Here is a 26,769-nt window from a genome sequence, read left to right as displayed (position 1 = left end):
ATAGACTAGCAGATGTAATTAATTTTCAGATAAATAATCATAGGTTAAAACCCTTGTATTTCTATAGATGTAATAGATTGTTGAACTTTTTTTCTTTGATAAAGAATCATCTAATTTAATTAATCTGTAAAATCTCTCGTCAATATTTACTTTTTCACCATCAGAAAATATCATATAAGGTATATTTCTATTGGTAGAGTCAATACCTTTTTTAATAATAAAAGATTCTTTTTCAAAATCAAGAATTCTATGCAAGGCTGCTAGTTGTAATTGGCTTTCATCAGAATCTCTGTTACACTTTTGCAATACAAATCCGAACATAACAGCTCCTATTAGAACATAAATTACAAAGTATCTTGTATCTGTAATTATTTTCTCAACTATTTTATGATCAGGATCGAATTTGCTCATGCAAAGAACTAATTATTTAAACCAATAAAAATAAATCAGTAAAGCGATTCCCACAATAATTCTATACCAACCCCAAGGTTTGAAACCATACTTGTTCAGAACTCCGATGAATGCTCTGATTGCGATAAGTGCTGTGATAAATGCTACAATATTCCCAACGATGAATATCATGATGTGATCTTGAGATTCAAGAATCATTTCGTAACCTTTCATTGGATTTCCGGTTTCCTTTCCCCACGTTTTTACAAAAACTGAATATACGGTAACCGCCAACATAGTGGGAACTGCCAGGAAAAATGAAAACTCTGCTGCAGCTTTTCTGGTCAATCCTTGTGTCATCCCTCCAATAATTGAGGCTGCACTTCTGCTGGTTCCCGGCATCATGGCGAGACATTGCCAAAAACCGATGATTACTGCTTTTTTTATTGATAATTCTTTCTCATCATGAATAACAGGATTTTTAAACCATTTATCTGCAAATAAAAGAACGACACCACCCAAAACTAACACTGAAGAAATTGCGATTTGATTTCCCAAAACCGCTTCAATTTTATCATCAAAAATATACCCTAAAACCAACGCAGGAATTACTGCGAAACCTAATTTAAAGTAAAACTGAAGATTTTTCAGGTCGAAAAACTTTTTCCAATAAGCAACGACTACCGATAAAATGGCTCCAAACTGAATGGAAACCTGAAACATTTTTAAAAATTCGGTTTCTTCTAAGCCCATCAGATTTGCGGCAAAACCCATGTGAGCTGTTGACGAGATAGGTAAATATTCTGTAAGTCCTTCTACAATCGCAATGATGATTGCTTTGATTAAATCCATAATTTATGAGTAATGGGTAATTGATGATTAATATTGCTTTCAGCGTTTTTAATTTACACAAAAAGTCAATTGCACAGCAACCGACTTTTGTGATTAAATCTTTTTATCTGATTTTTTATTTCTTTCTTTTTAGAATTGCATAAATTTCTATTACAAAACCGATCACGATCAATAAAGGTGCAATTCTGATTCTTCTGATCGAAAAAATGTCATCATTCCATACATTCGGATCTAATTTTCCGTCAACGGTGTTTGCATCTGGTCCCATCATTAAAAGAAAACCGATAACGATGCAGGCTAAACCAATCAGCATCCATTTGTAATTTTGCTGCCCGAAGTAGAATGTTTGCTCTTTTGCAACTTCTGTATCCGTACCAAAATCTGATGCGGAAAATTTATGTGTCTTTTTGCCCATTTTTTAAGAATAATATAAATCGTCAACATTCGATCTTAAGAATCTCCATGTTGCAATGATTGTGCTTAATACTGTGATGAAAATACCAACTCCGAATACCAAAAGAACTAACCAGAAATATTGGTTGGTATCTTGTACGAAAGGAGTTTTTATAGTGGTTGTAAAGTAATACCAAAGTCCAGACAAAGCTATAAGAGCTAATACTGCACCCAATAAACCAAGAATTAATGCTTCTTTGATGAACGGCGTTAAGATAAATCTTCTTTTCGCTCCTACCAACTGCATGGTTTTGATGATAAATCTTTTTGAGAATACTTTTAGTCTGATCGAATTATTAATTAAAACAATCGCAAGCACTAAAAACAAGACACAAAATGCCAAAATCCATTTTAGAATTTTATTTAATTTATCGTATATCTTTTGAGAATCTGAATCGTTTTTTACGTCGATAATTCCGGGAACTGATTTGATTTGAGTTAAGACTGCTCCAATTTTAGTTGAATCTGTATACTCCGGTTTTAAGGCTACTTCCACAGAAGCAGGATAAATATCTTCATCAAAAAGTGCTTCTGTATCGATCCCTAAACTTTTTTTGGCTTCGGCTGTAGCCATTTTTTTAGAAATATATTTCGTGCGCTTTACAGACTCCATCGCCTTGATAACTTCTACTGCAACTGCTTCCTGTTTTGCTATTTTTGCAGAATCTTTATCGTCATAATTTTCGTCAAAGTACGCATTTACAACCAGTTGCTCTTTAAGATAATCAGAATATTTCTGTGCATTGATTAGAATCAAACCCATTAATCCCAATAAAAATAACACTAAGGCAATACTTATTACTACAGTAATATTGCTAGACCGAAGCCTTTTCTTATTAAACTCTTCTACAGATTTCGCCATTAATATTAAAATTTTTGGCTAAAATAGAAAAATTCTACCGAAATTTGGAACGAATAAGAGAAAATCATTGTTAACGAAATCATAAATAAACTTTGAGTGTAAGAGCAAAAAAACATCTGGGTCAACACTTTTTGACCGATGAGAACATCGCAAAAAATATTGTAGAAGGCTTAAGCTACGAAAACTACAACAACGTTATGGAAGTAGGACCAGGAATGGGCGTGCTCACCAAATATCTTTTAGAAAAAGAACAAACTATTTATCTGGCAGAAATTGATACTGAATCAATCGATTATCTTAAAAAAAATTACTCAAAAGCTACCGAAGAAATTTTTGTAGGAGATTTTCTGAAACAGGATTTTAATTTTATTAATAATGAACAAATTGCCATAATAGGTAATTTTCCATATAATATTTCTTCTCAAATTCTCTTTAAAATTATCGATTATTATCAACTCGTTCCTGAGATGGTAGGTATGTTTCAGAAAGAAGTTGCAGAGAGAACCGCTGCAGTTCCGAGAACGAAAGATTACGGAATTTTATCTGTTCTTGTGCAGGCTTATTATGATGTTACCTATTTGTTTACCGTTCATGAAAATGTTTTTAATCCACCACCTAAAGTAAAGTCAGGGGTTATTAGACTGACCAGAAATCCGAAGGAAGGTTTGGCAGGAAATGAAGTGCTTTTCAAACAAATCGTTAAAGCTGGTTTTGGCCAGAGAAGAAAAAAGCTTTCAAACTCATGGAAAGTTCTCAATATTCCGGAAGCATTAACTAATCACGAATTTTTAGATAAAAGAGCAGAAGAATTAAGTGTTGCGGATTTTATACATATCACACAACTCTGGAAAGAAAATATGTAATTTTCTTTTCAAAATAAAAAACAGCCTTTCAAATCTTGAAAGGCTGTTTTTTATTTAATATGAATTGAATATTATTCTCTGTTTTTCAACATGATCCAACCAGATCTGCCCATCTGCACTTTTGATTTTTTATATTCAAAGTTGAATTTATACCAATAAGTAGCAGTTGGTAATCTTTTTCCGCTGATCGTACCATCCCAGATAGGTCTTTCTTTTGAAAATCTGAAAATTTCCACTCCATATCTGTCATAGATTGACCCTGTGAAATTATTGAAGTCTCTTAGGTTAGTAAGATCTAAAACATCATTCACACCATCCTGATTTGGAGTAATCACATTGTTGATTTCAAGTGTAAAGAATTCTATCGCACCAACGCAAGTTGTTTCCTTTATTCTTACCTGAACATTGTATGTCGTATTGTCTACAAGATTGGTAAAAATATTTGAGTCTTGCCAGTCAATCCCGTTCAAAGAATATTCTAATGTTCCGAAAATATTATTGATCGAAGGATTTGTCGCAATCGCTGTTAAAGTACCATTTTCATAGCTTAGATTAGTGAAGAACGGTGAAGATGCACCGAATACTTTTACGGTAAACAATTTATCACAGATACCATTACTGATTTTCACTGTATAAATTCCTAATTGTGTAGCTGTAATAGTTTGAGTAGTTGCACCCGTATTCCACAAATAAGTATAATTGGTTCCTGCACCCGCATCGAGAAGGATGGTATCTCCTATACACATTTCTACATCAAGCAAAGGTGACGTGATTTCCGGTACAACCTCAACCACTACTTTTGCAGGAATTAGAGATTTACATCCTTTAGCTCCAATGGCATAAACGGTAAATGTTGTTGTCTGATAAACTGGAATTGTCTGAGTATTCCCGTTTCCGGTAAAATTATCCCATAAATAAGTAACACCACCTGTCGCAGTAAGTGTTACCACTTCACCCGGACAAACACGTACTCTTGTTGTAGAAACCTGAGCTATTGGGGTAACTTCTCTTGCTAAAGTAAGCTTGATGGTTTTACTACAAAAACCGCCGTCAGAAACTACAACATATAAAATTTGACCGTCTGTACCGTTATAATTGGCAACGTTGGTAATAAAATTGTTATTTTGAGCAGTTGCATCAGCTTGATTTGCATAAAATCTGAAAGTTGCATTTGGTGTTGGACTAATCAGGGGTTTTGCGTTATTTAAGTCAAAAGTTGTAATATCTGGTGTGCTGCACAACAAGAAGCTTGCATCTTGTGCTAACGGAGTCGTTCCACCGTTGATTTTTATCGTTGCAGTTCCAGGACAAGGATTACCGGGAACGGTTACTTCGATCGTATAATTTCCAGGTTGTATTGCGGTAACAACATTTGATGTTGCTCCTGGAATCGGGTTCCCATTGAAAAACCACTGATACAATAAATTAGGATCATTCACAGAAGCAGTAATGACTTGTGGTACATTATCACATACATTAATCTCTGCTGGTAATTGTGCTCCCGAAGGATCTAAGAGCTCAACACCAATGTTGAAAGAACCTCCTTCAAGAAAAACAGCAGAATCATAACTTCTATCACTTGCATCAGCGATGGCCATCTTAAAATGATAAGCCTGTCCGGGAATAACTGTTGCTGTTGCAGTAAGAGGAATTGTTCGTCCGCCAAAGTTTGTTTCTATATTGGCATTATTATATCCTGCAAAAAATGTAGGATTTGCAGCTCCACAAGAAAGTGTAGCACCATTGTCCTGAAGAGCAGGATGTATATTTGTTACACTTACAGGACCTGCACCCGCTGGTAATACAGCCATATTAACATAAGGAGCAGTACTTCCCACCGGTCTCAGCAATAATGCAAAAGCATCAGAAAAACTACAAGGGAAACCTCCTGTATACTCTTCTGAAGCAAAAAGATAATTAAATTTTATCTGGCTTGTTGTAGGTACAAAGTCGAATTCCAGTATTACAACATCATTCAATGTTCCTTGTGGATTGGTTGCAGCGACAAGATCCGGATCGCTCCCGGTCGTCAATTGATCACTTAAATTTCCAAACGCACTGTTACCTGCTTTATTAACATATCCTGTTGACAAGACAATACCATCTTTAAAAGGAAAATTGGTAGTACCCTTATGAAAGTATCCCCAAGATCGGTTGGTATTCGTCACTGGTAAATTAGGGTTTACCGTAACATTAGAAACATTAGGTGTTATACATGTATTTGTTCCTGATGAAATCAAAACATCTTTAACTAATTGTAAAGGTGAAAATGCAGATTCAGGATATGCGGCCGTATTTACGTCAATGTAAACACCTGCTTTTTTTGATTCAGCCGAAATTTTTTCTTTCTGCGGTATCCTGGGTTTTAATGTTTGTGAATAAACACTTGCATAGGTTAAAAATAATGAAAACAACAGTAGATATCTCTTCATAATAATTTTGTTTTAACAAATTTAGCTTTTTTTTAAATAAATTTCATAAATATGTCGAATTTTTAACATAAAAAAAGTCTCACAAATTGGAGACTTTTATATTTAGTTTCTATTTTTAAGTAAAATCCATCCAGATTTTAACTCTAATTTCTTACTTGCAGGGTTTTCCCATTGAACTCTATACCAATAAGTGGCAGTTGGAAGATTGATTGTTTTTAAAGATCCATTCCAAATTACATTTGATTTGTCTGCTTTAAATAATTCTGCACCATATCTGTCAAAGATCGAAGCTGCAAAGTTTTTATAATTGCTAACTCCAGAAAAATCAATATAGTCATTGATCCCGTCACTGTTTGGAGTGATTGCATTACTCATTACAAAGGTAAAGTATTGCAGCATGTTACCACATTTTGCATCTTTAATTCTCACCATCAGATTATAATTGGTGTTATTTAAAACATTGTAAAAAATATTAGAAGCCTGCCAAGTATTACCTCCATCAATAGAATATTCTAACGATCCGTTTGAAGGATTTGTAGCAGAGATCGTCAATACATTATTCTCAAAAACCACGTTGGTAAATTGAGGAAGATCAGGATTAATAAGCTGTGCCGTAAATAATTTTGAACATGTTCCGTTACTGATTGTTACTGAATAAGAACCAGGGATATTTGTTGTAATTGTTTGTGTGGTCGCACCATTACTCCACAGATATGTATAATTGGGTCCTGCACCTGCATCTAAAGTTCCATTATCACCTGCACAGGCATAAACATCTTGTAATGTCGAAACAATTGCGGGCACTACCTCAATAGTTATTGTTGCGGGAGTGTTTGAAACACATCCGTTTCCACCCAATGCAAATACTGAATAAGTTGTAGTGACAGCAGGTGATACAACTTGAGTGTTACCATTTCCGGGAAGACCCACCCAATTATATGTGAAACCTCCACTGGCTGTAAGAGTTACAGATTCACCTGCACATATTTTACTTTTAGAAGCAGCAATTATTGCGATTGGAGGACCTACAACAATTGTAATTGAAGCAGGATTAGCAGAGATACAGCCATTTGCTCCTACAGCAAAGACTGTGTAAATTGTATTATTCGTTGGAGAGACAGTTTGAGTAGGACCATTTCCAGTAAGACCATTACCCCAGTTGTAAGTAACTCCCCCAGAAGCTGTTAATGTAACAGACTCACCTGGACAGATCTGCTGAAAAGTTGAAGTAAGGTTAGCTACCGGTAAAACTTTATCCTGAATAACTGTAACGCTTGCAGTAAATGTACATGTTAAATTTTGGGGTTGTGTGATATTGGTGACGGTCAGGGTATATGTTCCTGCTGCATTTACTACAGGATTAAGAGTATTTCCGCCAGACACAATATTACCACCACCTGTTGTTGTCCATGCGATTGTTGATCCTACCGGAATTACTGAAGCAGAAGCATTCAGAGTAACCTGAGCAGTTGTACACGTGATGGTTTGAGGGGCAGCAATGGTTAAAGTCGTAACTGCTGTCGTTAATAATTGTAGTGTTACCACATACTTACATCCTCCGTTGCTTACTAAAACATAAATCGTTTGATTTCCAGCACTTGGAAATGCAGTTGGTGTTGTGATATTGCTGGTGTTACCTGCATTAGCATCAGCTTGATTTACATAATAGGTAAATGTTATTCCTGCAGATGTACTTATCAGAGGTTGCGCAGAAGTAAGATCGTATGTTATATTTCCTTGTTGAAAGCATTTTATAAGACTTGCATTTTGAGCTGTAAAAGGTTGTGAAACTTCAATTGTAACAGAGGCAGCAGTTGTTGAAATACAACCGTTCGATCCTACAGCGGTCACTGTATATGTGGTGGTTGCAGTAGGTGATACTGTCTGAGTTGCGCCATTACCAGGAAGACCTCCACCCCAATTATAAGTGGCTCCACCAGAAGCGGTAAGGATCACTGATTCACCTGAACAAATTAATATTTTGCTCGCTGTAAGTCCGGTTGCAGGTGGTGCGCTGTCCCCTACAACAGTTACATTTCCTACGCCAGTACAAGTTACGTTCCCGGCAAATGTATTTGAAATAGTCAAAGTATAAGTTCCTGCTGCGCTTACAACAGGGTTTAAGGTTGTACCTCCGGAAACGATATTCCCACCTGTCGTCGTCCATGCAAATGTAGAACCTGCAGGATATACAGATGCAGAAGCATTTAATGTTACTTGAGTATTAGTACACGTCAACGCTGCCGGTGTTGCAATTACAGCTGTAATTTCTGCCGCCTTTACCAATTGAAGTTGTGCAACTTTAGAACAGAAACCATTTTTCACTAAAACATAAATAGTTTGATTTCCTGCACTTGAAAAAGTGGTAGGAGCCGGAATTGTATTTGTATTTCCTGCATTAGCATCTGCCTGATTTAAATAAAATGAAAATGTAGCACCAGGAGTTGTACTTATAGAATTCTGAGCAGATGTAAGATTAAAAGTAGCATTTCCAGCTGTATAGCAGCTGGTCAAGGTAGCATTTTGTACTGTAGGTGAGGTTCCTCCAACAATTGTAACGGTAGCTTTTCCCGGACAGGAATTTCCAGGAATCAGCACTTCAACAGAATAAACACCTGGCTGTGTTGCAGTATATGATGCACCTGTAGCTCCCGGTATTGCTGTTGTTCCTAAAAACCATTGATATGTAGCATTGGGAATCTGAACTGATGCTGTGAAAGTCTGTGGTGCATTATCGCATACATTAATTGAAGCTGGAAGCTGAACCCCAGCTGGTCCTAAAATCTGAACACCTATATCAAATGATCCTGCCTCAAGAAAGACACCAGAATCAAATGCTGCATCCTGATAATCTGCCAAAACCATCTTGAAATGGTATGTTTGACCAGGAATTACAGTTGCAGTTGCGGTAAGAGGAATTGTACGTCCGCTAAAATTTGTTTCAATAGCTGCGTTATTATAACCTGCAAAGTAACTTGCATTAGAAGGTCCGCAAACAAGCGGAGAACCATCAAATTCATTAGCGGGATGAATATTGGTAACACTTACAGGTCCTGCCCCACCAGGCAATACTGCCAAATTGGTATAGGTAGGATCACCTACTTTTTTAAGCAACAACGCAAAGCCATCACCGATGGTACACGGATAATTATTTTCATATTCTTCTGAAGCAAAAAGATATCTGAATTTCACTTCTGTAGAACTAGGAATAAAATCAAATTCTATATATGTAGCGTCTTTTAAGTTAGTATTTGATATTCCTAAGGCTGTCGCCAAATCAATATCGCCTTGTGTAGGAACGCCATCACTCAGTTCGGTTGCCTGATAAGTATTCCCTGCTTTTCTGGCATGTCCCGTCGTTAGTAAAATACCTTTTGCAAAAGGAAAACTTGTGGTACCTCTGTTAAAAAAGCCCCAGGTTCTTGCCTGATTACTTACTGCCAAATTGGGTGATACAACTACATTGCTCACATTTGCTGTGGAACAAGTAGAGCCGCCTGCAATGAGAACATCTGTTACCAATTGGGTAATGCTGTATGAAGATTCAGGATAGGTTGCAGTATTCACATCTATAAAAGCTCCTGCTTTCATAGATTGTGCTGATGCCTTATGAATAGTTTTACCTTTTTCTCTAGTCTGAGAAAATGTAAAATTTCCAACAAGAACTAATAATAAAGACAAAAATATACTTCCTGTACTTTTATTTAACATTTTGCATTATTTTTAACAAAAATACTATTTTTTTTGATTAAAATTTAATTCAGAAATATTTATCTTATTATTAACATAATCTTATGAAACATAATATATTAAAGCTAATTCTATTCAAATAAAAAAAAGACCGAACATCAGTCGGTCTTTTTTTATCATGTTATAAGTTGTTATTCAAAATTTTTCAACAAAATCCATCCTGTTTTTACAGTAAGTTTTTTACTCGCTGGATCTTCAAAAGTTACCTGATACCAATAAGAGGATGTAGGTAATTTTTTTCCTTGGAAATAACCATCCCAAAAAGGTCTTATTTTTTCAGCTTTGAAAACTGCTTTACCGTAACGATCAGATATTACAGCCTGGAAATCTTTCAAATCGCTAATTCCTCTAAAATCTATCATATCGTTTACATTATCACCATTCGGAGTGATTACATTTTTCATTATAAATGTAAAATACTCTAATGTTCCGACACAACTTGTATTTTTTACCCTAACTCTAATAGGCACAATTACATTTTTACCAACGTTTGTAAATACATTGGATGACTGCCAAGTTACTCCATTATCAATAGAATATTCTAACTGTCCGTTACTAGGATTACTTGCTGTAATTACCATCGTTCCGCTTTCACTATACTCAACATTAATGATTTCCGGAATGATTGCCAAAAGAACTTGAGTCGTAAAAATTTTAATACAAACTCCATTACTTATTGTTACTGTATATGGTCCCGGTGTACCTACAGATATTGTCTGCGTTGTTTCACCAGTGCTCCAAGAATATGTATAATTCGGTCCTGCTCCTGCATCAAGGGTGATTCTGTCTCCGACACATATAAATCCACCTGTAAGATTAGAGGTAATTGCCGGAACTACTTCTACAACAACTGATATCGGCTGCAAAGATTTACATCCTTGTGCACCAATTGCATACACTGTGTAAGTGGTATTTTGTGTAGGTGAGACTGTACGTACTGCACCAGTACCTGCAAAACCTTCCCACTGGTAAGTAACTCCACCAGAAGCTGTAAGAGTTACAGATTCACCAGAACATATTTTTAGTTTTGATGCTGTGAGAGCCGCAATTGGTGTAGCTTCTTTGCGTAATGTTAAAGTAACCACTTTACTACAAAAAATTCCATTGGAAACTAAAACGTGTAAAACCTGACCATCAGCACCATTATAAATTTCCGGAGATGTTATGAAATTGTTATTTTGAGCAACTGCATCTGCCTGATTCACATAAAATTTAAACACCGCACCTGGAGTCGTACTGATAGATGGTTTTGCTAAATTAAGATCAAATGTTGAGACACTTGGTGTTGTACAAAGTTTAAGCGTAGCATTTTGCGCAACAGGAGTTGTACCACCTATGATGGTTACTTTTGCCTCTCCAGGACAGTTGCCACCCGGAACTGTAACTTTTACTGTGTAAATTCCCGGTGTTGTAGCCGTATATTGAATATTGGTAGCTCCCGGAATTGCTACTCCATCTTTAAACCACTGAAACGTCATACCCGGACTTGCAGCCACCTGTGCTTGTAAAACCTGTGGTGTATTGTCACATACATTCAGAGTTTCAGGAACTGGATTTCCTGCACCATCAACAATACTGATACCAATATCAAAAGAACCCGCCTCTAAAAAGACGGCAGAATCATAACTTCCGTCTCTTGCATCAGCTAATACCATTTTGATGTGATACGATTGCCCAGGAACAACAGTTGCTTCTGCTGTTAATGGGATTGTTCTCCCGTAATAATTAATTTGATTGGGTGGTAAAGAACCGAAATATTGCCCATTAATAGGACCACAAGAAAAAAGTGGGTTTTGAGGAACAATATTTGTAGCCGAAACAGGCCCGGCTCCTCCCGGTAAAACTGCTAAATTTGTATACGTAGAACCTGCCGTATTAGGTTTTAACAATAAAGCGAATGCATCATCATAATTTGAACAAGGGAATCCACCTGTATATTCTTCTGAAGCAAAAATATAATTAAACTTCATTAGAGAACTGGACGGAACGAAATCAAATTCTAAAATTACTGCATCAAAAAGGTTTTGTGTGGTTCCTATAGCCGCAACTAAGTCAGGATCAGAAGCCGTTCCGGTGCTTCCGCCAAGAACATTTGTAACTGCCGTGTTTCCTGCCTCTCTTGCATAACCTGTAGTTAAAACGATTCCTTCATTAAAAGGAAATGCTGATGTTGATTTATTAAAGTAACCCCAAAAACGATCATTATCTGTAATGGGTTGACTAGGACTAATAGAAACATTGGAAATATTGGGTGTTCCGCATCCTGCAGAACTTCCTACAAGTACGTCAGTAACAAGCTGTGTGGGAGTGAAATTACTTTGTGGATAAGGTGCAACATTCACATCTATATAATCACCAGCTTTGGCATTCATAGGAATGTTTTTCTTTGCGTTGGGTCTTCTTCCTTTCTGTGCATAAGAAAATATGCTTAAAAAGAATAGCAGAACAAAACTAATCTTAAAGTAATTTTTTAATCGATAATTTAACATTTTATTATTGTTTGCTCAAAAATAATAAAAATAATCTTAATTGATTAAAGTTTAACCTACAGATTTTTAAATTAATAACAAATTGTTAATATGATTTATGATCATTAAAATCATCACATCAATTTTAGAAACTAGTCTTTCTTCATCTGATCAATCATATTCTGAAGCTCGTTTATTTTATCTTTCAGTAATTTGATTTCGTTTCTATTGGTACTTACATTGTTTTTCAAAATAGCATTTTTAGCTCTTTCTATATGCTCTTCGTCATCCTCATCTTCATTGATTTCTTCAATATCTTCCTGAATATCTTCAATATCTTCTGTGATCTCTTCAATATCTTCACTGATCTCTTCAAGGTCTTCCTGAATATCTTCAATGTCTTCACTTATTTCTTCAATATCTTCCTGAATGTCCTCAATTTTTTCACGACTTTTATTCACTGACATCTGAATGAGAATGGAAAGATAAATTGCTTCCAAAGAAAGCACTGTCGTCAATACCAACAGCATTTTATCAAAATCAACGACACCAAAAGCAGGCAGCAAAAATGAAGTGGTAAATAGTAACGTATGAATGATGAGAGACGGTATAGAACCAATCCATGAAGTGATTCCGTCTGCCATTTTTTCAAGAAATTCTATTTTCTCGTGTGATGTTTTCATTATTTTTTGTTTAAAATAATTCTTTTGTAACTCCTAATCCGAATAATGCAAAATCATATTTAGCAGGATCCTTTTCATCAAATTTTCTGATGATTTCGTCTAATTCCAAAACCGTTTTCCAATCATTCTGCGTTCTGGAAATTAAACCCAGTTTTCTTGAAATGTTCCCTGTGTGAACGTCTAAAGGTATTGATAAATATCTGGAATCAATGTTTTCCCAGATCCCAAAATCTACGCCACGATTGTCATTTCGCACCATCCAACGCAAAAACATGATGATTCTTTTTGATGATGAATTTTTGTAGGGTGAACTTACATGCTTATGGCTTCTGTGTTTTTCAGTTTGCAGAAAATTCTGACGAAACCTTTCTATGGCATGGTAAAAATTGGTTTCAGGATTTTTTATTGTAAATAAATTTTCAAAATTGTTATTTTCGATGTAAATCCTCTTAAACTGTCTTATGAAATATGCAAAATCTTCACCGTTAAAAGTTCTGTGAATGCTTTTATCTTCAATCGATTTCAAATCATTTTCAGAATGATTCATGACAAAATCATACGGTGAATTTCCCATTATCTCGAGCATTTTATCTGCCGATCTGATGATTGATTTTCTGTTTCCCCACGAAATGGTAGCTGCCAGAAAACCTGCAATTTCAACATCCTGCTTCAGAGAAAAACGATGCGGAATCTGTATAGGATCATCTTGAATGAATTCAGAATTATTATACACATCAGCTTTTTCATTCAGAAATTCTTTTAATTCTTCAAAATTCAACATCATCATTTAAATTTTTACAACTTCTAATGCTTTAGGTAAAAATGTGTTTGGGAAAACCGTTCGTGCTTCATCTGTAAAAACAGTAAGATCACCGTATCTGTTTGAGAAATGACCTAAAATTAATTTTCCTACTTCGGCTTGTCTTGCAATTCTTGCCGCTTCCAGAGCTGTGGTGTGACCGGTGTAATCTGCCATTTCTTTCAGATCGTGTAAGAAAGTAGACTCGTGATACAAGACCGTCACGTTCTTTATTATAGGAATTACAGATTCTAAATATCTTGTATCACTGCAAAAAGCATAAGATACCGGAAGTGCAGGATCTGTGGTGAGAATTTCATTTTTAAGAACATATCCGTCGCTTAATTCAAAATCTTTTCCTGCCTTTAAATGGTGATAATCACAGGTTTCAATTTCTTTGTATTTTGAAATTTCCTGCATGTTAAGATGCCTGTCTTTCTTTTTTTCTTTAAAAAGATAGCCGTTACAATAAATTCTGTGATCTAATGGAATTGTATAGACTTCTACCCTATTGTCTTCATAGATTTTTTCTGACTCGTTTGCATCAAGCTCATGATAAACAATCTCAAAACCGCGATGTGTTTCTGTAATGGTAAAAATGGTTTCCAGCATCTTTTTTATTCCTTTCGGACCGTAAACATGCAACGGAACATCCCTTCCCAGTAAACGGAATGACGCAATAAGACCCGGCAATCCAAAACAATGATCACCATGAAGATGCGAAATAAATATATGATTGATCTTTGAAAATCTTGCTTTTGCTTTTCTCAGCTGTACCTGTGTTCCTTCACCACAATCAATCAAAAAACATCGTTCTTCCATCTCAAGAAGTTGAGATGTAGGAGACGTATTGACAGTAGGAATTGCTGAATTAAATCCTAAAATAGTTAAATAAGTACTCAAATCAATAGTTTATTGGGGTAAATGTACGATAAAAGTTTGACGGTAAGGTTGAGGTTGAGATTGATTTAATTTTTACCATCCGGCATTATAATTTAAAATTTCATCTTTTTTCTTCCGCTTTTATATTACCTGAATTATTTCTTCACTTTTAAAAAATCCAAGAATAAATCTAATGCCTGCTTTCTGTGGCTGATCTGGTTTTTATATTCAGGATCCATTTCTGCAAAAGTTTTTTCATAACCTTGAGGAACAAAAATCGGGTCGTAACCGAAACCTTTATATCCTTTGTTTTCAGTCAGTAAATTTCCATGAACTCTGCCATCAAAATATTGAGCGCCATTTTCATCATAATAACATAAAACGGTAATGAAGTAGGCTTTTCTATTTTCAAGAGATTCCATTTCACTTAAAACTTTAGCAATATTTTTAGCAAAATCGTGATCACCCGCATACCGTGCCGAGAAAATTCCGGGTCTGCCATCAAGAGATTCTACAACCAAACCGCTGTCGTCTCCCAAACTTGGGATTCCTGTTTTTTCGAAACAATATTTAGCCTTAATCAGAGCATTAGCGTTGAATGAATCTCCATCTTCTACGATTTCTTCGTGAATATCATAATCAGTTAAGCTTTTAACGACAAACTGATCGCCTAAAATCTGCTGAATTTCTTCTTTTTTATGTATGTTGTGTGTCGCAACTAATAATTCCATATCCAATTTCATTTAAATTAAATCTCAGAGTAATGTACTTTATATTTTTTCATAAACAAATAATAAAACAGAGAAAAAAGCACCATTCCTATTCCTAATATCATCCATTCCGAAACTTTAAATGCTTCAGAAAAACTTTCGTTTTTGGTGTAAAAAATCAATATTGACGAACACAAATTATTAAAACCGTGTAACAACATGGGCAACAATAATGATTTTGTTTTGTAGTAAACAAGTCCCAAAACACAGCCCAACAAAACCGCACCAACGAACTGCCACGGATTTGCATGCACCAGTCCGAAAACAACAGATGCGAATAAAATGGCTTTCCAAGGTTGCATTCCATTATTAATCAATCCTTTCTGAATAATCCCTCTGAAAATAATTTCTTCAAAAATCGGTGCCATCATTACCGCAGTGATTACCATTACCACAGGATCATCTGTAAGCTGACTCATTAAATCTGTAAAAAATTCGTAATATTTTCCGAAAAACGGCCCAGAAACAGGAATCTGGGAAGTGAAAAATTCTCCTACAAACATCATCCCAAGCATCATTGGAAAAATAAGGAGATACGTGTAAAAATTAGTGGGAGAAAAATTGAAATTGAGTTTCATTTTAGTTGCAGGCCTTACCACAAAAAAATCAAAAAAAGCAATTACCAAAACAAAAACCAACGTGTTGGCAAGCATCAAAAACCATGGCTTCTGCATAATATCAACACGGAAAACAATGGTGTAAAGAGCACTTAACAGCGCAACAATAATACTTCCGGCTATATATCCCGAAAAAAGCACCAAACCGCCAATCCAGTTAAAAATAAATTTCGGGTATCTGCTTTTTTCCATACTATTTTAAAATTTCCGAAAACAAAGATAATCGATTTTACGAGAATAAAAGAAACCGACATTTTATATTATCCGGACAACTTTTCCAATCATTCATTTAGAAACATTCAGCTTAAACGGTTTCTATGAAGTATCTTTGCAACTTAATTTTTTATGAACATGGATCATGTAGTCAAACGTCCCGAAAACGTTAATTTATCATTGCTAACGTATGTTGGTTTCACTTTTTTAGGATATTTCATTATCGGTTTATCACTTTCAGTGCTTCCGATTTTCATCAGTAAAAGCTTAGGCTTTAGTTTGGTAATTGCAGGAGTTGTGATTAGTTTGCAGTATGTGGCAACATTTTTTCTAAGAGCTTATTCCGGAAAAATTATTGATGGAAGCGGGCCAAAACCTGCAGTTTTATTCAGTATGCTGAGTTTTTCCTTAACCGGAGTCTTTCTTATTGTGGCTTATTATTTTAAATTATCACCTTTCGTTAGTCTCGGGTTTTTAATAATTACACGTCTTCTTACAGGCTGCGGGGAAGGAATGATTGGAGCAAGCCCGATCAATTGGGCAATCATGGCAGTCGGTGAAAAGCATACTGCGAAAATTATTTCTTACAACGGCATTGCCTGTTATGGAGCTTTGGCAATCGGAGCCTCTCTGGGAATAGTTATCGAGCATAAATTTGGTCTTAACGGGATTGGGATTCTTTCTATTTTGGTAGGAATTGCCGGTTTTATTTTTGCTAAAACTAAGATGAATTACACCAATACCAACACCCAAGAGTCTCAATCTTTCTGGAAGGTTTTAGGAAAAGTTTCCCCTTTCGGAATTTGTCTTGCATTGGGAGGAATTGGTTTTGCAAGTATTTCCACGTTTATTACCCTGTATTACAATTATTTTCACTGGAATAATGGAGCTTTGTGTCTGAGTATTTTTGGTGGATTGTTTGTTACAGGAAGATTGATTTTCAGCAATGTTATCAATAAGTATGGCGGAATTAAAGTCGCAATTGCCTGCCTTTTTGTAGAAACAATCGGGTTAACTATTATTTCTCTTGCAAACAATTCAGAAATGGCACTTTTAGGAGCCGGAGTTACAGGTTTAGGATTTTCATTAATTTTTCCTGCACTCGGAGTGGTTGCTATCAAAAGTGTTTCACCATCAAGTCAGGGTTCTGCTTTGGCAGGGTACGGACTTTTCATCGATCTTTCTTTGGGTATTGCTGGTCCGTTAATTGGAGGCGTTGCAGATATTTTCGGAATGAAATATATTTTCCCTTTCAGCGCAGGGATGGTTTTAATAGGTTTTGGAGTTGCTTATTTGCTTAAAAGAAAATCAAGTTTCAACAAGTCTTAAATACGATTTTCAGAATCCGATAAAAATCACGATTTTTGCAAATTCAAAATACACTATGTCAGACTTAATCAAAGAAATAGAGAAAAGAAAAACATTCGGAATTATTTCTCACCCCGATGCCGGAAAAACCACACTTACAGAAAAATTACTGCTCTTTGGAGGTGCCATTCAGGAAGCAGGGGCTGTAAAATCGAACAAAATTAAAAAAGGAGCAACCTCCGACTTTATGGAAATCGAAAGACAGAGAGGAATCTCGGTAGCGACTTCTGTATTAGCATTTGAATATAAAGGCTATAAAATCAATATTTTAGATACACCCGGTCACAAAGATTTTGCTGAAGATACGTACAGAACTTTGACTGCCGTAGACTCTGTAATCGTTGTCATCGACGTAGCAAAAGGTGTTGAGGAACAGACAGAAAAGCTGGTGAAAGTTTGCAGAATGAGGAATATTCCGATGCTGGTTTTCATTAATAAACTGGATCGTGAAGGTAAAGATGCTTTTGATTTGTTGGATGAAGTTGAGCAGAAATTAGGCTTACGCGTTGTTCCACTTTCTCTTCCCATCGGAATGGGTGCTGATTTTCAGGGAATTTATAATATCTGGGAAAACAATATTCAGCTATTTTTAGAAGAAACGAAACAGAAGGTAGGTGAAGCTATCAAATTTGACGACATTAACGATCCTACAATCGATGAAATTATCGGGACAAAAGCAGCTCAGAACTTAAGAGAAGAATTAGAGTTAATTCAATCTGTTTATCCTGAGTTCAGCCGTGAAGAATACATGAATGGCGATCTGCAACCTGTATTTTTCGGTTCAGCGTTAAATAATTTTGGTGTACGTGAGTTACTGGATGCATTTATAGAAATTGCTCCTATGCCACAGCCAAAAGAAAGTGAAACCCGAATAGTAAAACCTGAAGAATCTGCATTCACTGGGTTTGTTTTCAAAATTCACGCAAATATGGATCCTAAACACAGAGACCGCTTGGCTTTTGTGAAAATTGTTTCAGGAACATTTAAAAGAAATGAAAATTATCTGTTGGTAAGAGAGGGTAAAAAGATGAAGTTTTCATCTCCAAATGCCTTTTTTGCCGATAAAAAAGAAGTGGTAGACGAAAGTTTCCCGGGAGACATTGTCGGACTTCATGATACAGGAAGTTTCAGAATAGGTGATACTTTGACGGGGGGTGAAAAAATCAGTTTCAAAGGAATTCCGAGTTTCTCTCCGGAGCATTTCAGATATATTAATAATAATGATCCTCTTAAAGCTAAACAATTAGCTAAAGGTATCGATCAATTGATGGATGAAGGTGTAGCACAGTTGTTTACTCTTGAAATGAACAACAGAAAAATTATCGGAACAGTAGGTGCTCTTCAATATGAAGTTATACAGTACCGTCTGGAGCATGAGTATGGAGCAAAATGTACTTATGAACCTCTTTCTATGCATAAAGCGTGTTGGGTAGAAGCTGATGAGAAGTCTGAAGAGTATAAAGAATTTGCAAGACTTAAACAACGATTTTTGGCCAGAGATAAGTACAATCAATTGGTGTTTTTAGCTGATTCATCATTTACAATTCATATGACACAAGAGAAATTCCCTAATGTGAAACTGCATTTTATCAGTGAATTTAAACAGAATGAAACTTTAAATTGATTTTTTAAACATAAAAAAACCGTTCATAAGAACGGTTTTTTTTTATGAAGTTTAATTGATATTTATTTCTTTTTAGCTTTCGTAAACATCAATAATTTCTTAACAATTTTCTCGTCATCAACGGTAACATGAATCATGTACGTTTCAGTAGGAAGATCCGTCAAATCGATTTTCTCATCTGCTCTGTTATCAACAGTTCTGGAGAAAATATATCTTGTCTTTTTCGGAATTACCAATTTTCCATCCATTGCATAGATCTCATAGGTAACTTTATATGGAGCAGGTTTTCTGCCTTCATCAAATTTCGGAGGGAAATCAGTTTTTATATAAACGTAACCATCATACGAAGGAACCGGATAAATCATCATTCCCTGGAAAATTGGTGAAGCTGGAGCTCCAGGTGTTCCAGGAGCGCCCGGTGTTCCAGGAGTACCCGGTGTTCCTGGTGTCCCAGGAGTGCCCGGTGTTCCAGGAGTACCCGGAGGAACAATGACACCTGAAGAAACTATTTGTATTCCTTGTGAATTTACATTTAAAAATACATTATCTATAGCCTTAACCATAATTCTTGCGTTACTCACATTTCCTAATCCTCCTGGTACCGTATAAGTGTAAGTACCATTATTTGGTGTACTTGCTACGATAACAGTTGGGAAAGTAAGACCACCATCTTTCGACAATAAGATTGTTACATTAGGGGTGCTTACTGGTGCAGCTGTTGTATTGGCGACATTCCAAGTTATTACTTGTGTCTGTCCTTCTGTCCAAACAATTCCCGCTGTATTTTGTGAAGTTACTGTAAAAGGTCCTGCAGTACTTACTACTGTAAGTTTTACATCATCTCTTCCTGTCTGTCCGCCTAAAGGATTATTATCCCTAACAAGAACTGAGAAATTTAAGGTTCTAGCAATAGAAGGAAGCACCTCCCATGTGCTTGCTAGAGCAGGATTAACAATGTTTGCCAATTTTGGAAAATATCTTGAAGGCGATGCTGTAGGCATTATAGACCTAAAAAGAGGACCCACTGCATTGGTTGATACAGGAGGCATTGTAGCCGCACCAAAGTCTAACTGCTCCCAAGTGTAAGTTAATGCATCATTATTAGCATCAGTTGCTGTAGCAGTTAACAAAAATGGGGTACTGTAAGGAATACTTTTATCTAAACCGGCATTTGCAATAGGCTCTGCGTTTGCGATATTAGTTTTAGTACCGCAGACGGATGTTGCACCTGTTGTTAATCTTAAATACATTTCAGCAACACTTACTGCATGGAAATACGCATCACTATTATTCTGCACGTTTGGAGGACAAATACCTGCATAACCCATAATAGTACTTGCACTTCCCGGTTCTACAGAAGTTGGTGTATTTCTGTTACAGTTATTGTTTTGTGTATGCATTGCCCCAAACTGATGTCCCATCTCATGAGCAACATAATCAATCACAAAAGGATCTCCTACCGGAACTGCAGAACCGGTAACACCGCCGGCTTTATTGTTACTACATACAGAAGGTGTCTGCGCAAGACCATTATCATTCCCTGCATTAGCCTGGAAAAACAAATGTCCTAAATCATAATTGGCAACTCCTATAATATTGTTGGTAACTGTAATATTTTCTGAAAGCATCTGACTTGCATTCAGTGTATTGAAAGTATCTGTGCTTATGAAAAATAACGCATCTGTATTGGCAATCAACTGCAATCTTACGGAAACATCTTTTTCAAAAACTTCATTAAGACGAGTAACCGCTAAATTTACAGCTGCAAGAACTGCTGCTTTTTTCTGGGCATCTGTTCCAGCGCCTACACCCGCCTGACCGGCAATGTAAGCTGTATATTCTGTAGTGGTCGTAATTGCAAGTCTGTACGTTCTTTTTAAACCGTCTATAACTGTCTTTTGCGCAACAGCATTACTCAACTGAGATTCTCCGTTGAAAAGACATTCAAATTGATTTGAAGATGACGCTTTTTTTCTGTCATACATTTTATAGACATTGTTGTCTTTCGTATGAGAATCGATATAATAAATTCCACTTTCATTTCTCATCATTCCGTTAAAACCGAAATAAGGATCAATGGTGAATCTCAAACTTGCAGACTGATCTCCTTTTTTGAACCCTGAATAAGATTTAATTTCAGAATATCTATTCTGCAGATCCGGATGCATTGTTGATGATTCATACACTTCATATGTATCAAAACCTCCCTGAATATTTGGGAAACTAAGAAGAACACCTTGTTTTGAAGGATATGTATTTGTGTCAGGTGCATTTTTCAGCTGATTCTGGATATCAGAAACATTTAATGTGAAAAGCGTGTAATCAGAAATTCTGACATTATTATTCTCACGAACTTCACTATCGACCTTCGAAGTAACTTTTTTCCAATTATTTTGCTGTGCAAAGCTCGCTGCAGAAAAAACCAGCAAGCTGCCCAGAATGAGTATTTTTTTCTTCATATTTTAAATAATTTTAATTATTATTTGTTTACAGTTATCATTTTGATGCCGGATGGTGCTTTACCTTTAATTCTCAGGATCAAAATTGGGTTCTTTTGTTTGTTTGATAAATATTCCTGGTTACTTATTTCTTTAAAATAGACATTCAAAACAGAATTTTTCATCTCAATTTTCGTCACTTCAATATCTCCAAAAGGCTCTTTTTTCATTTTTGGTTTCATCATCAGAAAAAACTCATTTTCCTCAAGTGCAGGTATTGGTTCTGATCGGGAAAATCTTTTATCTTCTAATTGAGCATACAATTTCAGAGTCTCATCAAAGTTTTTCAAAATCATATATTCGTTCAATTGAACGTCACTATTTAATCTCCGAACTTCTGAAAATTCAACATTATCTTGTGGTACATTCACGACAGTTTCATTTTTAAATTCATTTTTCTGAACAGAAATACTTCTACAACTGAATTCTGTAGCTAATGCTAAAAATGACAATACAAACAAGAAAGTATGTTTCATTATTAAAGTCTCAAAAAGCAAAGGTAAATATTATTATATCTCCAAAGAAAATTTTTATTTAACATTTTTAACATTTAACATTTTTTTTTGTAAAATAATTATAAATAATTTACAAAACACTGATTATCAATTAGATAAAATTTTACCAAATTAATACTTTCCTTTTACAAATCATGATGATTATAACCGCATAATTTTACTTCAACAAAAAAATAATCTTATGAAAAAGTACATCTTACTAGTTGCGACATTAAGCACTTTCATTATGTGTAAAAAAGGAGAATCTGCAACATCTCAATTAGAAAACTCAGTCAATTCTGTAGACAGCCTGGCAACAGATATGAGCAACAAAGCAAAAAATGTGAGTAATGAAGCAGAAGCTGTTTTCGATTCTGCAAGTATCAAAATTAAAGATTTTGAAAAAACGAAAAGTGACGTCACGGAAAAAATAGAATCTACTTCTAAAAGCATTGATTCTCTTTCCGACAAAATCACCAATATGAAACTGGAATCTAAAATTGAGAAAAAAGATTCGTCAAACAGACATTCTGAAAAGATAGTCGTGAATGTTCCGGCACCGAAAATCATTAAAGAAACCAAAGTCATCTACAAAGAGAAACCAAAAAATGACCATTATGAGCATATTGTTTCAAAAAACAAAATGACCAAAACCGGAGTACTGGAGATCAATGTAAAAGATGCGGATACGGCAAAAGAAATCGTAAAAGAACAAGTTAAAAAATACGATGGGATTATAAAAAGCGAAAACATTTCTTTAAACAACAATGACAGAAAAATCGCTTATCTGAAAGTAAAAGTTCCTATTCAGAAGTTTGATTATCTGATGGATGATTTAAGCTACAATATTGGAGAAGTTGAAAATAAAGGAATTGACGTTTCGGGTCAGGATTTTGTCAACAATACTTTTTGCGATATCGAAATTACTTTGTACGGAAACGATAACCTTCTTGCGAATGAAAAAAAACCTGAAGGTTTCGGAGCACAATCTTTAGCAGCGGTTTCTTCCGGCTGGAATGTCATCACTTCGATTTTCCTTTTTATACTTCCGCTTTGGCCTCTGTTTTTGATTACAGGAATCGGATATTACTTTTATAAGAAGAAAAATAAAAATCTGCCGGGAAATTAGATTGACTGAATGTTAAGAATAAAGCTGCTTTAAAAAAACTTTTCTTCATGATTTAACCTCTTTCGAAAAACATCATCAAACCATAAACGAATAAGAATTTTCATATATTATATTTGTGATTTGGTGTAAAGTAAAAGGCTCTCAATGCGAGAGCCTTTTATGATTATTTCATGTTCACTATTTTATCTACAATATATCTTGTATTTCCTCTCCAGGGTAAAGTCCCTTTGTATTCTTTATAATGAAGATCAAAGTTTTTGCCACTGTTGAGTTCCAATTGCTTGAAAACTTCCGGATTATCTACAGAAAATTCAAACTCGTAGCTGGTAATGGTTCCACCAGTACCTTTTCCAAATCCTTCCTGTATCAGTTTACCTTCGTAGGTTTTAAAAACATAGCCTTTTTTGATGGCATAATTTAAATTACCCGATTTCACTCCTTCTCCGAAAACGAAGAAAAATTTGTACCAGATAAAAACTCCTAAAAGCAGTAAAATGATTCCCAAAGTGATTAACCAAGATTTTTTCATGACAGATATTTAGTGATTTTAAATCGATTATTTTGCAATACTTCTCGAGATCACAATTCTCTGGATTTCAGAAGTTCCTTCATAGATCTGAGTAATTTTGGCATCTCTCATCAATCTTTCTACATGATATTCCTTCACATATCCGTATCCACCGTGAATTTGTACTGCTTCAATCGTAGTATCCATCGCAACCTGAGAAGAATACAATTTTGCCATAGCTCCGATCTCAGAAATATCTTTTCCGGCATCTTTTTCAACAGCAGCTTTAAAGCAAAGCATTCTTGCAGCCATAATCTGAGTTGCCATATCTGCCAATTTGAAAGCAATTGCCTGATGATTGATAATTTCAGTTTTAAAAGCTTTTCTTGTTTTAGCATATTTCAAAGCCATTTCGTAAGCTCCTGAAGCAATACCTAAAGCCTGAGATGCGATACCGATTCTACCGCCATTCAATACTGCCATTGCAAAATTGAACCCGAAACCGTCTTCACCGATTCTGTTTTCTTTAGGAACTTTTACATTGTTGAAAAGTAAAGAATGCGTATCACTTCCTCTGATCCCCAGTTTGTCTTCTTTAGGTCCTATTTCGAAACCTTCCCAACCTCTTTCTACGATGAAAGCATTGATCCCTTTATGCTTTTTTTCAGGATCAGTCTGAGCGATTACAATATAATAAGAAGCTGTTCCACCATTGGTGATCCAGTTTTTTACACCATTCAGAAGATAATAATCTCCTTTATCTTCTGCTGTAGTTTTTTGAGAAGTTGCATCAGAACCAGCTTCCGGCTCAGATAAAGCAAATGCACCGATTACCTGTCCGCTTGCCAATGGAGTAAGATATTTTACTTTTTGCTCTTCCGAAGCATATTTTTCTAATCCTGCACAAACTAATGAATTGTTTACAGACATTACAACCGCTGCAGAAGCATCAATTTTTGCAATTTCTTCCATTGCCAAAACATAAGAAATACTATCCATACCGGCACCGCCGTATTGAGGATCAACCATCATTCCCAGAAGTCCCATTTCTCCCATTTTCTTTACTTGCTCGGTAGGAAATTTCTGATCGCGGTCTCTTTCGATTACTCCGGGTAATAGTTCGTTTTGTGCAAAATCTCTTGCTGCCTGCTGAATCATCAGCTGTTCTTCGGATAAATTAAAGTCCATAAAAATAATAATTAGATGGCCGTAAATTAACACTTTTTAGTCGAATCTGAAAAAATATTTGACATTTGAAAATTGTAAACAGAATTATGCTATTTTTACAAAAATGCTTATATTTAAAATTCTTTATTAAATATTTAACAAATTATGACAATCAAAAGATTATTCGATATTCCTCACCACGCTTTAGAAAAACTTCCTAATGATGTAATGTTTGCAACAAAACATCAGGGAGAGTGGAAAAAGACGTCCACACAAGAGTTTGTAAACCAAGGAAACAAAATTTCGAGAGGACTTTTGAAATTAGGAATAAAACCCGGAGACAAAATTGCACTCATCACTACCAACTCTCGCACAGAGTGGGCAATAATGGATCTCGGACTTTCACAGATCGGAGTGGTTTCTGTACCTGTCTATCCAAGTATTTCACCGGAAGATTATGAATTTATCTTCAACAATGCCGAAATAAAATACTGCTTCGTTTCTGATAAGGAATTGCTGGCAAAAGTGATGAAAATTAAACACAACGTTGCTTCTCTGCAAGGTGTTTTTACGTTTGATCATATTACCGGAGCAGCCAACTGGAAAGAAATTTTAGATTTGGGAGAAGATGATTCTACTCAGATTGAGGTTGAAGATCTTTCAAAGGCAATTAATCCGCAGGATTTAGCAACTTTAATCTATACTTCCGGAACTACTGGCAAACCAAAAGGGGTAATGCTTACGCATGAAAATATCGTTTCTAATGTATTGGGCTCCCTTCCGAGAATTCCGAGAAAAAAGAGTTTAGATTATAAAGATACCCGAGTGTTAAGCTTTTTACCGATCTGCCATATTTTTGAAAGAATGCTGTTTTATCTTTTCCAATACAATGGTTTTTCAATATATTTTGCTGAAAGTATTGAAAAAATGGGTGAAAACGTGAAAGAAGTGAAACCTCACTACATGAGCGTGGTTCCCCGTTTGGTAGAAAAAGTGTACGATAAAATTTATAATACAGGTTCTTCAGCTGGTGGATTTAAACAAAAAATATTCTTCTGGGCGTTACATTTAATTCAAAAGAAAAAAGAAATTACAAAACCTTCAGGATTATCTGAAATTATAGCAGACAAATTGGTCTTCAAAAAATGGAGAGAGGGCTTGGGAGGAGAAATCATCACTTTAGTTTCCGGTTCGGCAGCTTTGTCCACAAGATTAAATTTAATGTTCCAAAATGCAGGAATACCAATTTTGGAAGGTTATGGATTAACCGAAACTTCACCGGTAATCTCGGTAAACTCTTTCGGGAAAGTGAAAGTAGGAACCGTAGGACATCCTTTGGATAATGTAACTGTAAAAATTCAGGAGGATGGAGAAATAACTGTGAAAGGACCTTCTGTATTTAAAAGCTATTTTAAAAATGAGGAACAAACTAAAGAAACCTTTACAGAAGACGGATTTTTTAAAACCGGAGACATCGGGCACATCGACAGTGAAGGATATCTGCAGATTACCGACCGCAAAAAGGAAATGTTTAAAACTTCAGGCGGAAAATACATTGCACCGCAAATGATTGAAAATTTAGCCAAAGCTTCCAAATTTATTGAGCAAATAATGGTGGTTGGTGATGGCGAAAAAATGCCTTGCGCATTTGTACAGCCAGATTTTGAATTTGCCAAAAACTGGGCGATGAGAAATAACCTTACGCTTGGTTCTACGCCGCAGGAAATTGCAAAAAGTCCGGAACTGAAATCCAGAATAGAAAAAGAGATAGATGACATTAATGAGCATCTCGGAAATTGGGAACAGATCAAGAAAATAGAGCTTACACCCGAAGTGTGGAGCATCGAAGCAGGACTTCTGACTCCTACCCTCAAACTGAAAAGAAAGGCGGTAAAAGAGAAGTTTAAAAACCTTTACGACAAGATGTATGATCATCATGATTAAAAT

At 35.5% G+C, this 26,769-nt stretch carries 21 protein-coding genes; 5 read left to right on the top strand and 16 right to left on the bottom strand.

Annotation, left to right across the window (positions count from 1 at the left end):
- Window positions 1–18: 18 nt before the first annotated feature.
- From ACZZ9T_RS10035 to ACZZ9T_RS10020, 4 genes are all read right to left on the bottom strand, one after another.
- Window positions 19–411, bottom strand: coding sequence for a hypothetical protein (locus ACZZ9T_RS10035; protein ID WP_463431763.1), 393 nt, complete (start codon window positions 409–411; stop codon window positions 19–21).
- Window positions 412–423: 12 nt separating this feature from the next.
- Window positions 424–1,242 (bottom strand): undecaprenyl-diphosphate phosphatase, encoded by an 819-nt coding sequence (locus ACZZ9T_RS10030; RefSeq protein ID WP_463441971.1) that lies wholly within the window; start codon window positions 1,240–1,242, stop codon window positions 424–426.
- Between the two features lie 115 nt (window positions 1,243–1,357).
- The gene (locus tag ACZZ9T_RS10025; RefSeq protein WP_463431761.1) at window positions 1,358–1,657 is read right to left on the bottom strand and encodes a DUF3098 domain-containing protein; all 300 of its coding nucleotides are present in this window, start codon (window positions 1,655–1,657) and stop codon (window positions 1,358–1,360) included.
- 3 nt (window positions 1,658–1,660) lie between these two features.
- Window positions 1,661–2,557 (bottom strand): cell division protein FtsX, encoded by an 897-nt coding sequence (locus ACZZ9T_RS10020; RefSeq protein WP_463431760.1) that lies wholly within the window; start codon window positions 2,555–2,557, stop codon window positions 1,661–1,663.
- A gap of 92 nt (window positions 2,558–2,649) precedes the next feature.
- Here ACZZ9T_RS10020 and rsmA point away from each other — a divergent pair, with 92 nt between their 5' ends.
- On the top strand, window positions 2,650–3,420 hold the full coding sequence (rsmA, locus tag ACZZ9T_RS10015) for a 16S rRNA (adenine(1518)-N(6)/adenine(1519)-N(6))-dimethyltransferase RsmA (RefSeq protein ID WP_463441970.1): 771 nt from the start codon (window positions 2,650–2,652) through the stop codon (window positions 3,418–3,420).
- Between the two features lie 71 nt (window positions 3,421–3,491).
- Here the strand turns inward: rsmA and ACZZ9T_RS10010 are convergent, their stop codons facing one another.
- From ACZZ9T_RS10010 to ACZZ9T_RS09975, 8 genes are all read right to left on the bottom strand, one after another.
- Window positions 3,492–5,852 (bottom strand): choice-of-anchor L domain-containing protein, encoded by a 2,361-nt coding sequence (locus ACZZ9T_RS10010; protein WP_463441969.1) that lies wholly within the window; start codon window positions 5,850–5,852, stop codon window positions 3,492–3,494.
- 102 nt (window positions 5,853–5,954) lie between these two features.
- Window positions 5,955–9,563, bottom strand: a complete 3,609-nt coding sequence (locus ACZZ9T_RS10005) for a choice-of-anchor L domain-containing protein (protein ID WP_463441968.1) — start codon at window positions 9,561–9,563, stop codon at window positions 5,955–5,957.
- 170 nt (window positions 9,564–9,733) lie between these two features.
- Window positions 9,734–12,091 carry a choice-of-anchor L domain-containing protein gene (locus ACZZ9T_RS10000; protein ID WP_463441967.1) on the bottom strand — a complete coding sequence of 786 codons (2,358 nt, stop codon included), beginning with the start codon at window positions 12,089–12,091 and terminating at the stop codon, window positions 9,734–9,736.
- 131 nt (window positions 12,092–12,222) lie between these two features.
- The gene (locus tag ACZZ9T_RS09995; protein ID WP_463431754.1) at window positions 12,223–12,753 is read right to left on the bottom strand and encodes a DUF1003 domain-containing protein; all 531 of its coding nucleotides are present in this window, start codon (window positions 12,751–12,753) and stop codon (window positions 12,223–12,225) included.
- Between the two features lie 10 nt (window positions 12,754–12,763).
- The gene (locus ACZZ9T_RS09990; protein ID WP_463442996.1) at window positions 12,764–13,534 is read right to left on the bottom strand and encodes a TIGR02757 family protein; all 771 of its coding nucleotides are present in this window, start codon (window positions 13,532–13,534) and stop codon (window positions 12,764–12,766) included.
- 6 nt (window positions 13,535–13,540) lie between these two features.
- Entirely contained in the window at window positions 13,541–14,455 is a 915-nt protein-coding gene (locus ACZZ9T_RS09985; RefSeq protein ID WP_463441966.1) for a ribonuclease Z, read from the bottom strand.
- A gap of 134 nt (window positions 14,456–14,589) precedes the next feature.
- On the bottom strand, window positions 14,590–15,165 hold the full coding sequence (gene rdgB, locus ACZZ9T_RS09980; protein WP_463441965.1) for an RdgB/HAM1 family non-canonical purine NTP pyrophosphatase: 576 nt from the start codon (window positions 15,163–15,165) through the stop codon (window positions 14,590–14,592).
- Between the two features lie 17 nt (window positions 15,166–15,182).
- A complete protein-coding gene (locus ACZZ9T_RS09975) occupies window positions 15,183–16,013 on the bottom strand; it encodes a lysostaphin resistance A-like protein (RefSeq protein ID WP_463441964.1) in 831 nt (276 codons plus the stop codon).
- 159 nt (window positions 16,014–16,172) lie between these two features.
- Here ACZZ9T_RS09975 and ACZZ9T_RS09970 point away from each other — a divergent pair, with 159 nt between their 5' ends.
- Both ACZZ9T_RS09970 and ACZZ9T_RS09965 read left to right on the top strand, forming a co-directional pair.
- Complete coding sequence (locus tag ACZZ9T_RS09970) at window positions 16,173–17,363, top strand: MFS transporter (RefSeq protein ID WP_463441963.1); 1,191 nt, start codon at window positions 16,173–16,175, stop codon at window positions 17,361–17,363.
- Window positions 17,364–17,418: 55 nt separating this feature from the next.
- Window positions 17,419–19,026: a peptide chain release factor 3 gene (locus ACZZ9T_RS09965; protein ID WP_463441962.1), complete on the top strand. Its 1,608-nt coding sequence runs from the start codon at window positions 17,419–17,421 to the stop codon at window positions 19,024–19,026.
- Window positions 19,027–19,088: 62 nt separating this feature from the next.
- On the opposite strand, the gene ACZZ9T_RS09960 is transcribed toward ACZZ9T_RS09965, so the two are convergent.
- Together ACZZ9T_RS09960 and ACZZ9T_RS09955 are read right to left on the bottom strand one after the other, a co-directional pair.
- Window positions 19,089–21,485 (bottom strand): reprolysin-like metallopeptidase, encoded by a 2,397-nt coding sequence (locus tag ACZZ9T_RS09960; protein ID WP_463441961.1) that lies wholly within the window; start codon window positions 21,483–21,485, stop codon window positions 19,089–19,091.
- Between the two features lie 20 nt (window positions 21,486–21,505).
- A complete protein-coding gene (locus ACZZ9T_RS09955) occupies window positions 21,506–22,000 on the bottom strand; it encodes a hypothetical protein (RefSeq protein ID WP_463441960.1) in 495 nt (164 codons plus the stop codon).
- Between the two features lie 220 nt (window positions 22,001–22,220).
- On the opposite strand from ACZZ9T_RS09955, the gene ACZZ9T_RS09950 reads away from it, so the two are divergent.
- Window positions 22,221–23,147, top strand: coding sequence for a DUF4349 domain-containing protein (locus tag ACZZ9T_RS09950; protein ID WP_463441959.1), 927 nt, complete (start codon window positions 22,221–22,223; stop codon window positions 23,145–23,147).
- A 163-nt stretch (window positions 23,148–23,310) separates the two neighbouring features.
- Here ACZZ9T_RS09950 and ACZZ9T_RS09945 read toward each other — a convergent pair whose 3' ends face one another.
- Window positions 23,311–23,676 carry a hypothetical protein gene (locus tag ACZZ9T_RS09945; RefSeq protein ID WP_463441958.1) on the bottom strand — a complete coding sequence of 122 codons (366 nt, stop codon included), beginning with the start codon at window positions 23,674–23,676 and terminating at the stop codon, window positions 23,311–23,313.
- 27 nt (window positions 23,677–23,703) lie between these two features.
- A complete protein-coding gene (locus ACZZ9T_RS09940) occupies window positions 23,704–24,843 on the bottom strand; it encodes an acyl-CoA dehydrogenase (RefSeq protein WP_463431739.1) in 1,140 nt (379 codons plus the stop codon).
- Between the two features lie 144 nt (window positions 24,844–24,987).
- Between ACZZ9T_RS09940 and ACZZ9T_RS09935 the strand changes: the two genes are divergently transcribed.
- Window positions 24,988–26,766, top strand: a complete 1,779-nt coding sequence (locus tag ACZZ9T_RS09935; RefSeq protein ID WP_463441957.1) for an AMP-dependent synthetase/ligase — start codon at window positions 24,988–24,990, stop codon at window positions 26,764–26,766.
- Window positions 26,767–26,769: the final 3 nt, after the last annotated feature.

The sequence above is a fragment of the Chryseobacterium sp. AC417 genome (assembly GCF_979258215.1).
The sequence above is the reverse complement of the archived record's forward strand: the minus strand, read 5'-3'. Positions and strand labels throughout refer to the sequence as shown.

Coding starts and splice junctions, on each gene's coding strand:
- ACZZ9T_RS10035 (WP_463431763.1), bottom strand. CDS start 411: ATGAGCAAATTCGATCCTGATCATAAAATAGTTGAGAAAATAATTACA.
- ACZZ9T_RS10030 (WP_463441971.1), bottom strand. CDS start 1,242: ATGGATTTAATCAAAGCAATCATCATTGCGATTGTAGAAGGACTTACA.
- ACZZ9T_RS10025 (WP_463431761.1), bottom strand. CDS start 1,657: ATGGGCAAAAAGACACATAAATTTTCCGCATCAGATTTTGGTACGGAT.
- ACZZ9T_RS10020 (WP_463431760.1), bottom strand. CDS start 2,557: ATGGCGAAATCTGTAGAAGAGTTTAATAAGAAAAGGCTTCGGTCTAGC.
- ACZZ9T_RS10010 (WP_463441969.1), bottom strand. CDS start 5,852: ATGAAGAGATATCTACTGTTGTTTTCATTATTTTTAACCTATGCAAGT.
- ACZZ9T_RS10005 (WP_463441968.1), bottom strand. CDS start 9,563: ATGTTAAATAAAAGTACAGGAAGTATATTTTTGTCTTTATTATTAGTT.
- ACZZ9T_RS10000 (WP_463441967.1), bottom strand. CDS start 12,091: ATGTTAAATTATCGATTAAAAAATTACTTTAAGATTAGTTTTGTTCTG.
- ACZZ9T_RS09995 (WP_463431754.1), bottom strand. CDS start 12,753: ATGAAAACATCACACGAGAAAATAGAATTTCTTGAAAAAATGGCAGAC.
- ACZZ9T_RS09990 (WP_463442996.1), bottom strand. CDS start 13,534: ATGTTGAATTTTGAAGAATTAAAAGAATTTCTGAATGAAAAAGCTGAT.
- rdgB (WP_463441965.1), bottom strand. CDS start 15,165: ATGGAATTATTAGTTGCGACACACAACATACATAAAAAAGAAGAAATT.
- ACZZ9T_RS09975 (WP_463441964.1), bottom strand. CDS start 16,013: ATGGAAAAAAGCAGATACCCGAAATTTATTTTTAACTGGATTGGCGGT.
- ACZZ9T_RS09970 (WP_463441963.1), top strand. CDS start 16,173: ATGGATCATGTAGTCAAACGTCCCGAAAACGTTAATTTATCATTGCTA.
- ACZZ9T_RS09965 (WP_463441962.1), top strand. CDS start 17,419: ATGTCAGACTTAATCAAAGAAATAGAGAAAAGAAAAACATTCGGAATT.
- ACZZ9T_RS09960 (WP_463441961.1), bottom strand. CDS start 21,485: ATGAAGAAAAAAATACTCATTCTGGGCAGCTTGCTGGTTTTTTCTGCA.
- ACZZ9T_RS09955 (WP_463441960.1), bottom strand. CDS start 22,000: ATGAAACATACTTTCTTGTTTGTATTGTCATTTTTAGCATTAGCTACA.
- ACZZ9T_RS09950 (WP_463441959.1), top strand. CDS start 22,221: ATGAAAAAGTACATCTTACTAGTTGCGACATTAAGCACTTTCATTATG.
- ACZZ9T_RS09945 (WP_463441958.1), bottom strand. CDS start 23,676: ATGAAAAAATCTTGGTTAATCACTTTGGGAATCATTTTACTGCTTTTA.
- ACZZ9T_RS09940 (WP_463431739.1), bottom strand. CDS start 24,843: ATGGACTTTAATTTATCCGAAGAACAGCTGATGATTCAGCAGGCAGCA.
- ACZZ9T_RS09935 (WP_463441957.1), top strand. CDS start 24,988: ATGACAATCAAAAGATTATTCGATATTCCTCACCACGCTTTAGAAAAA.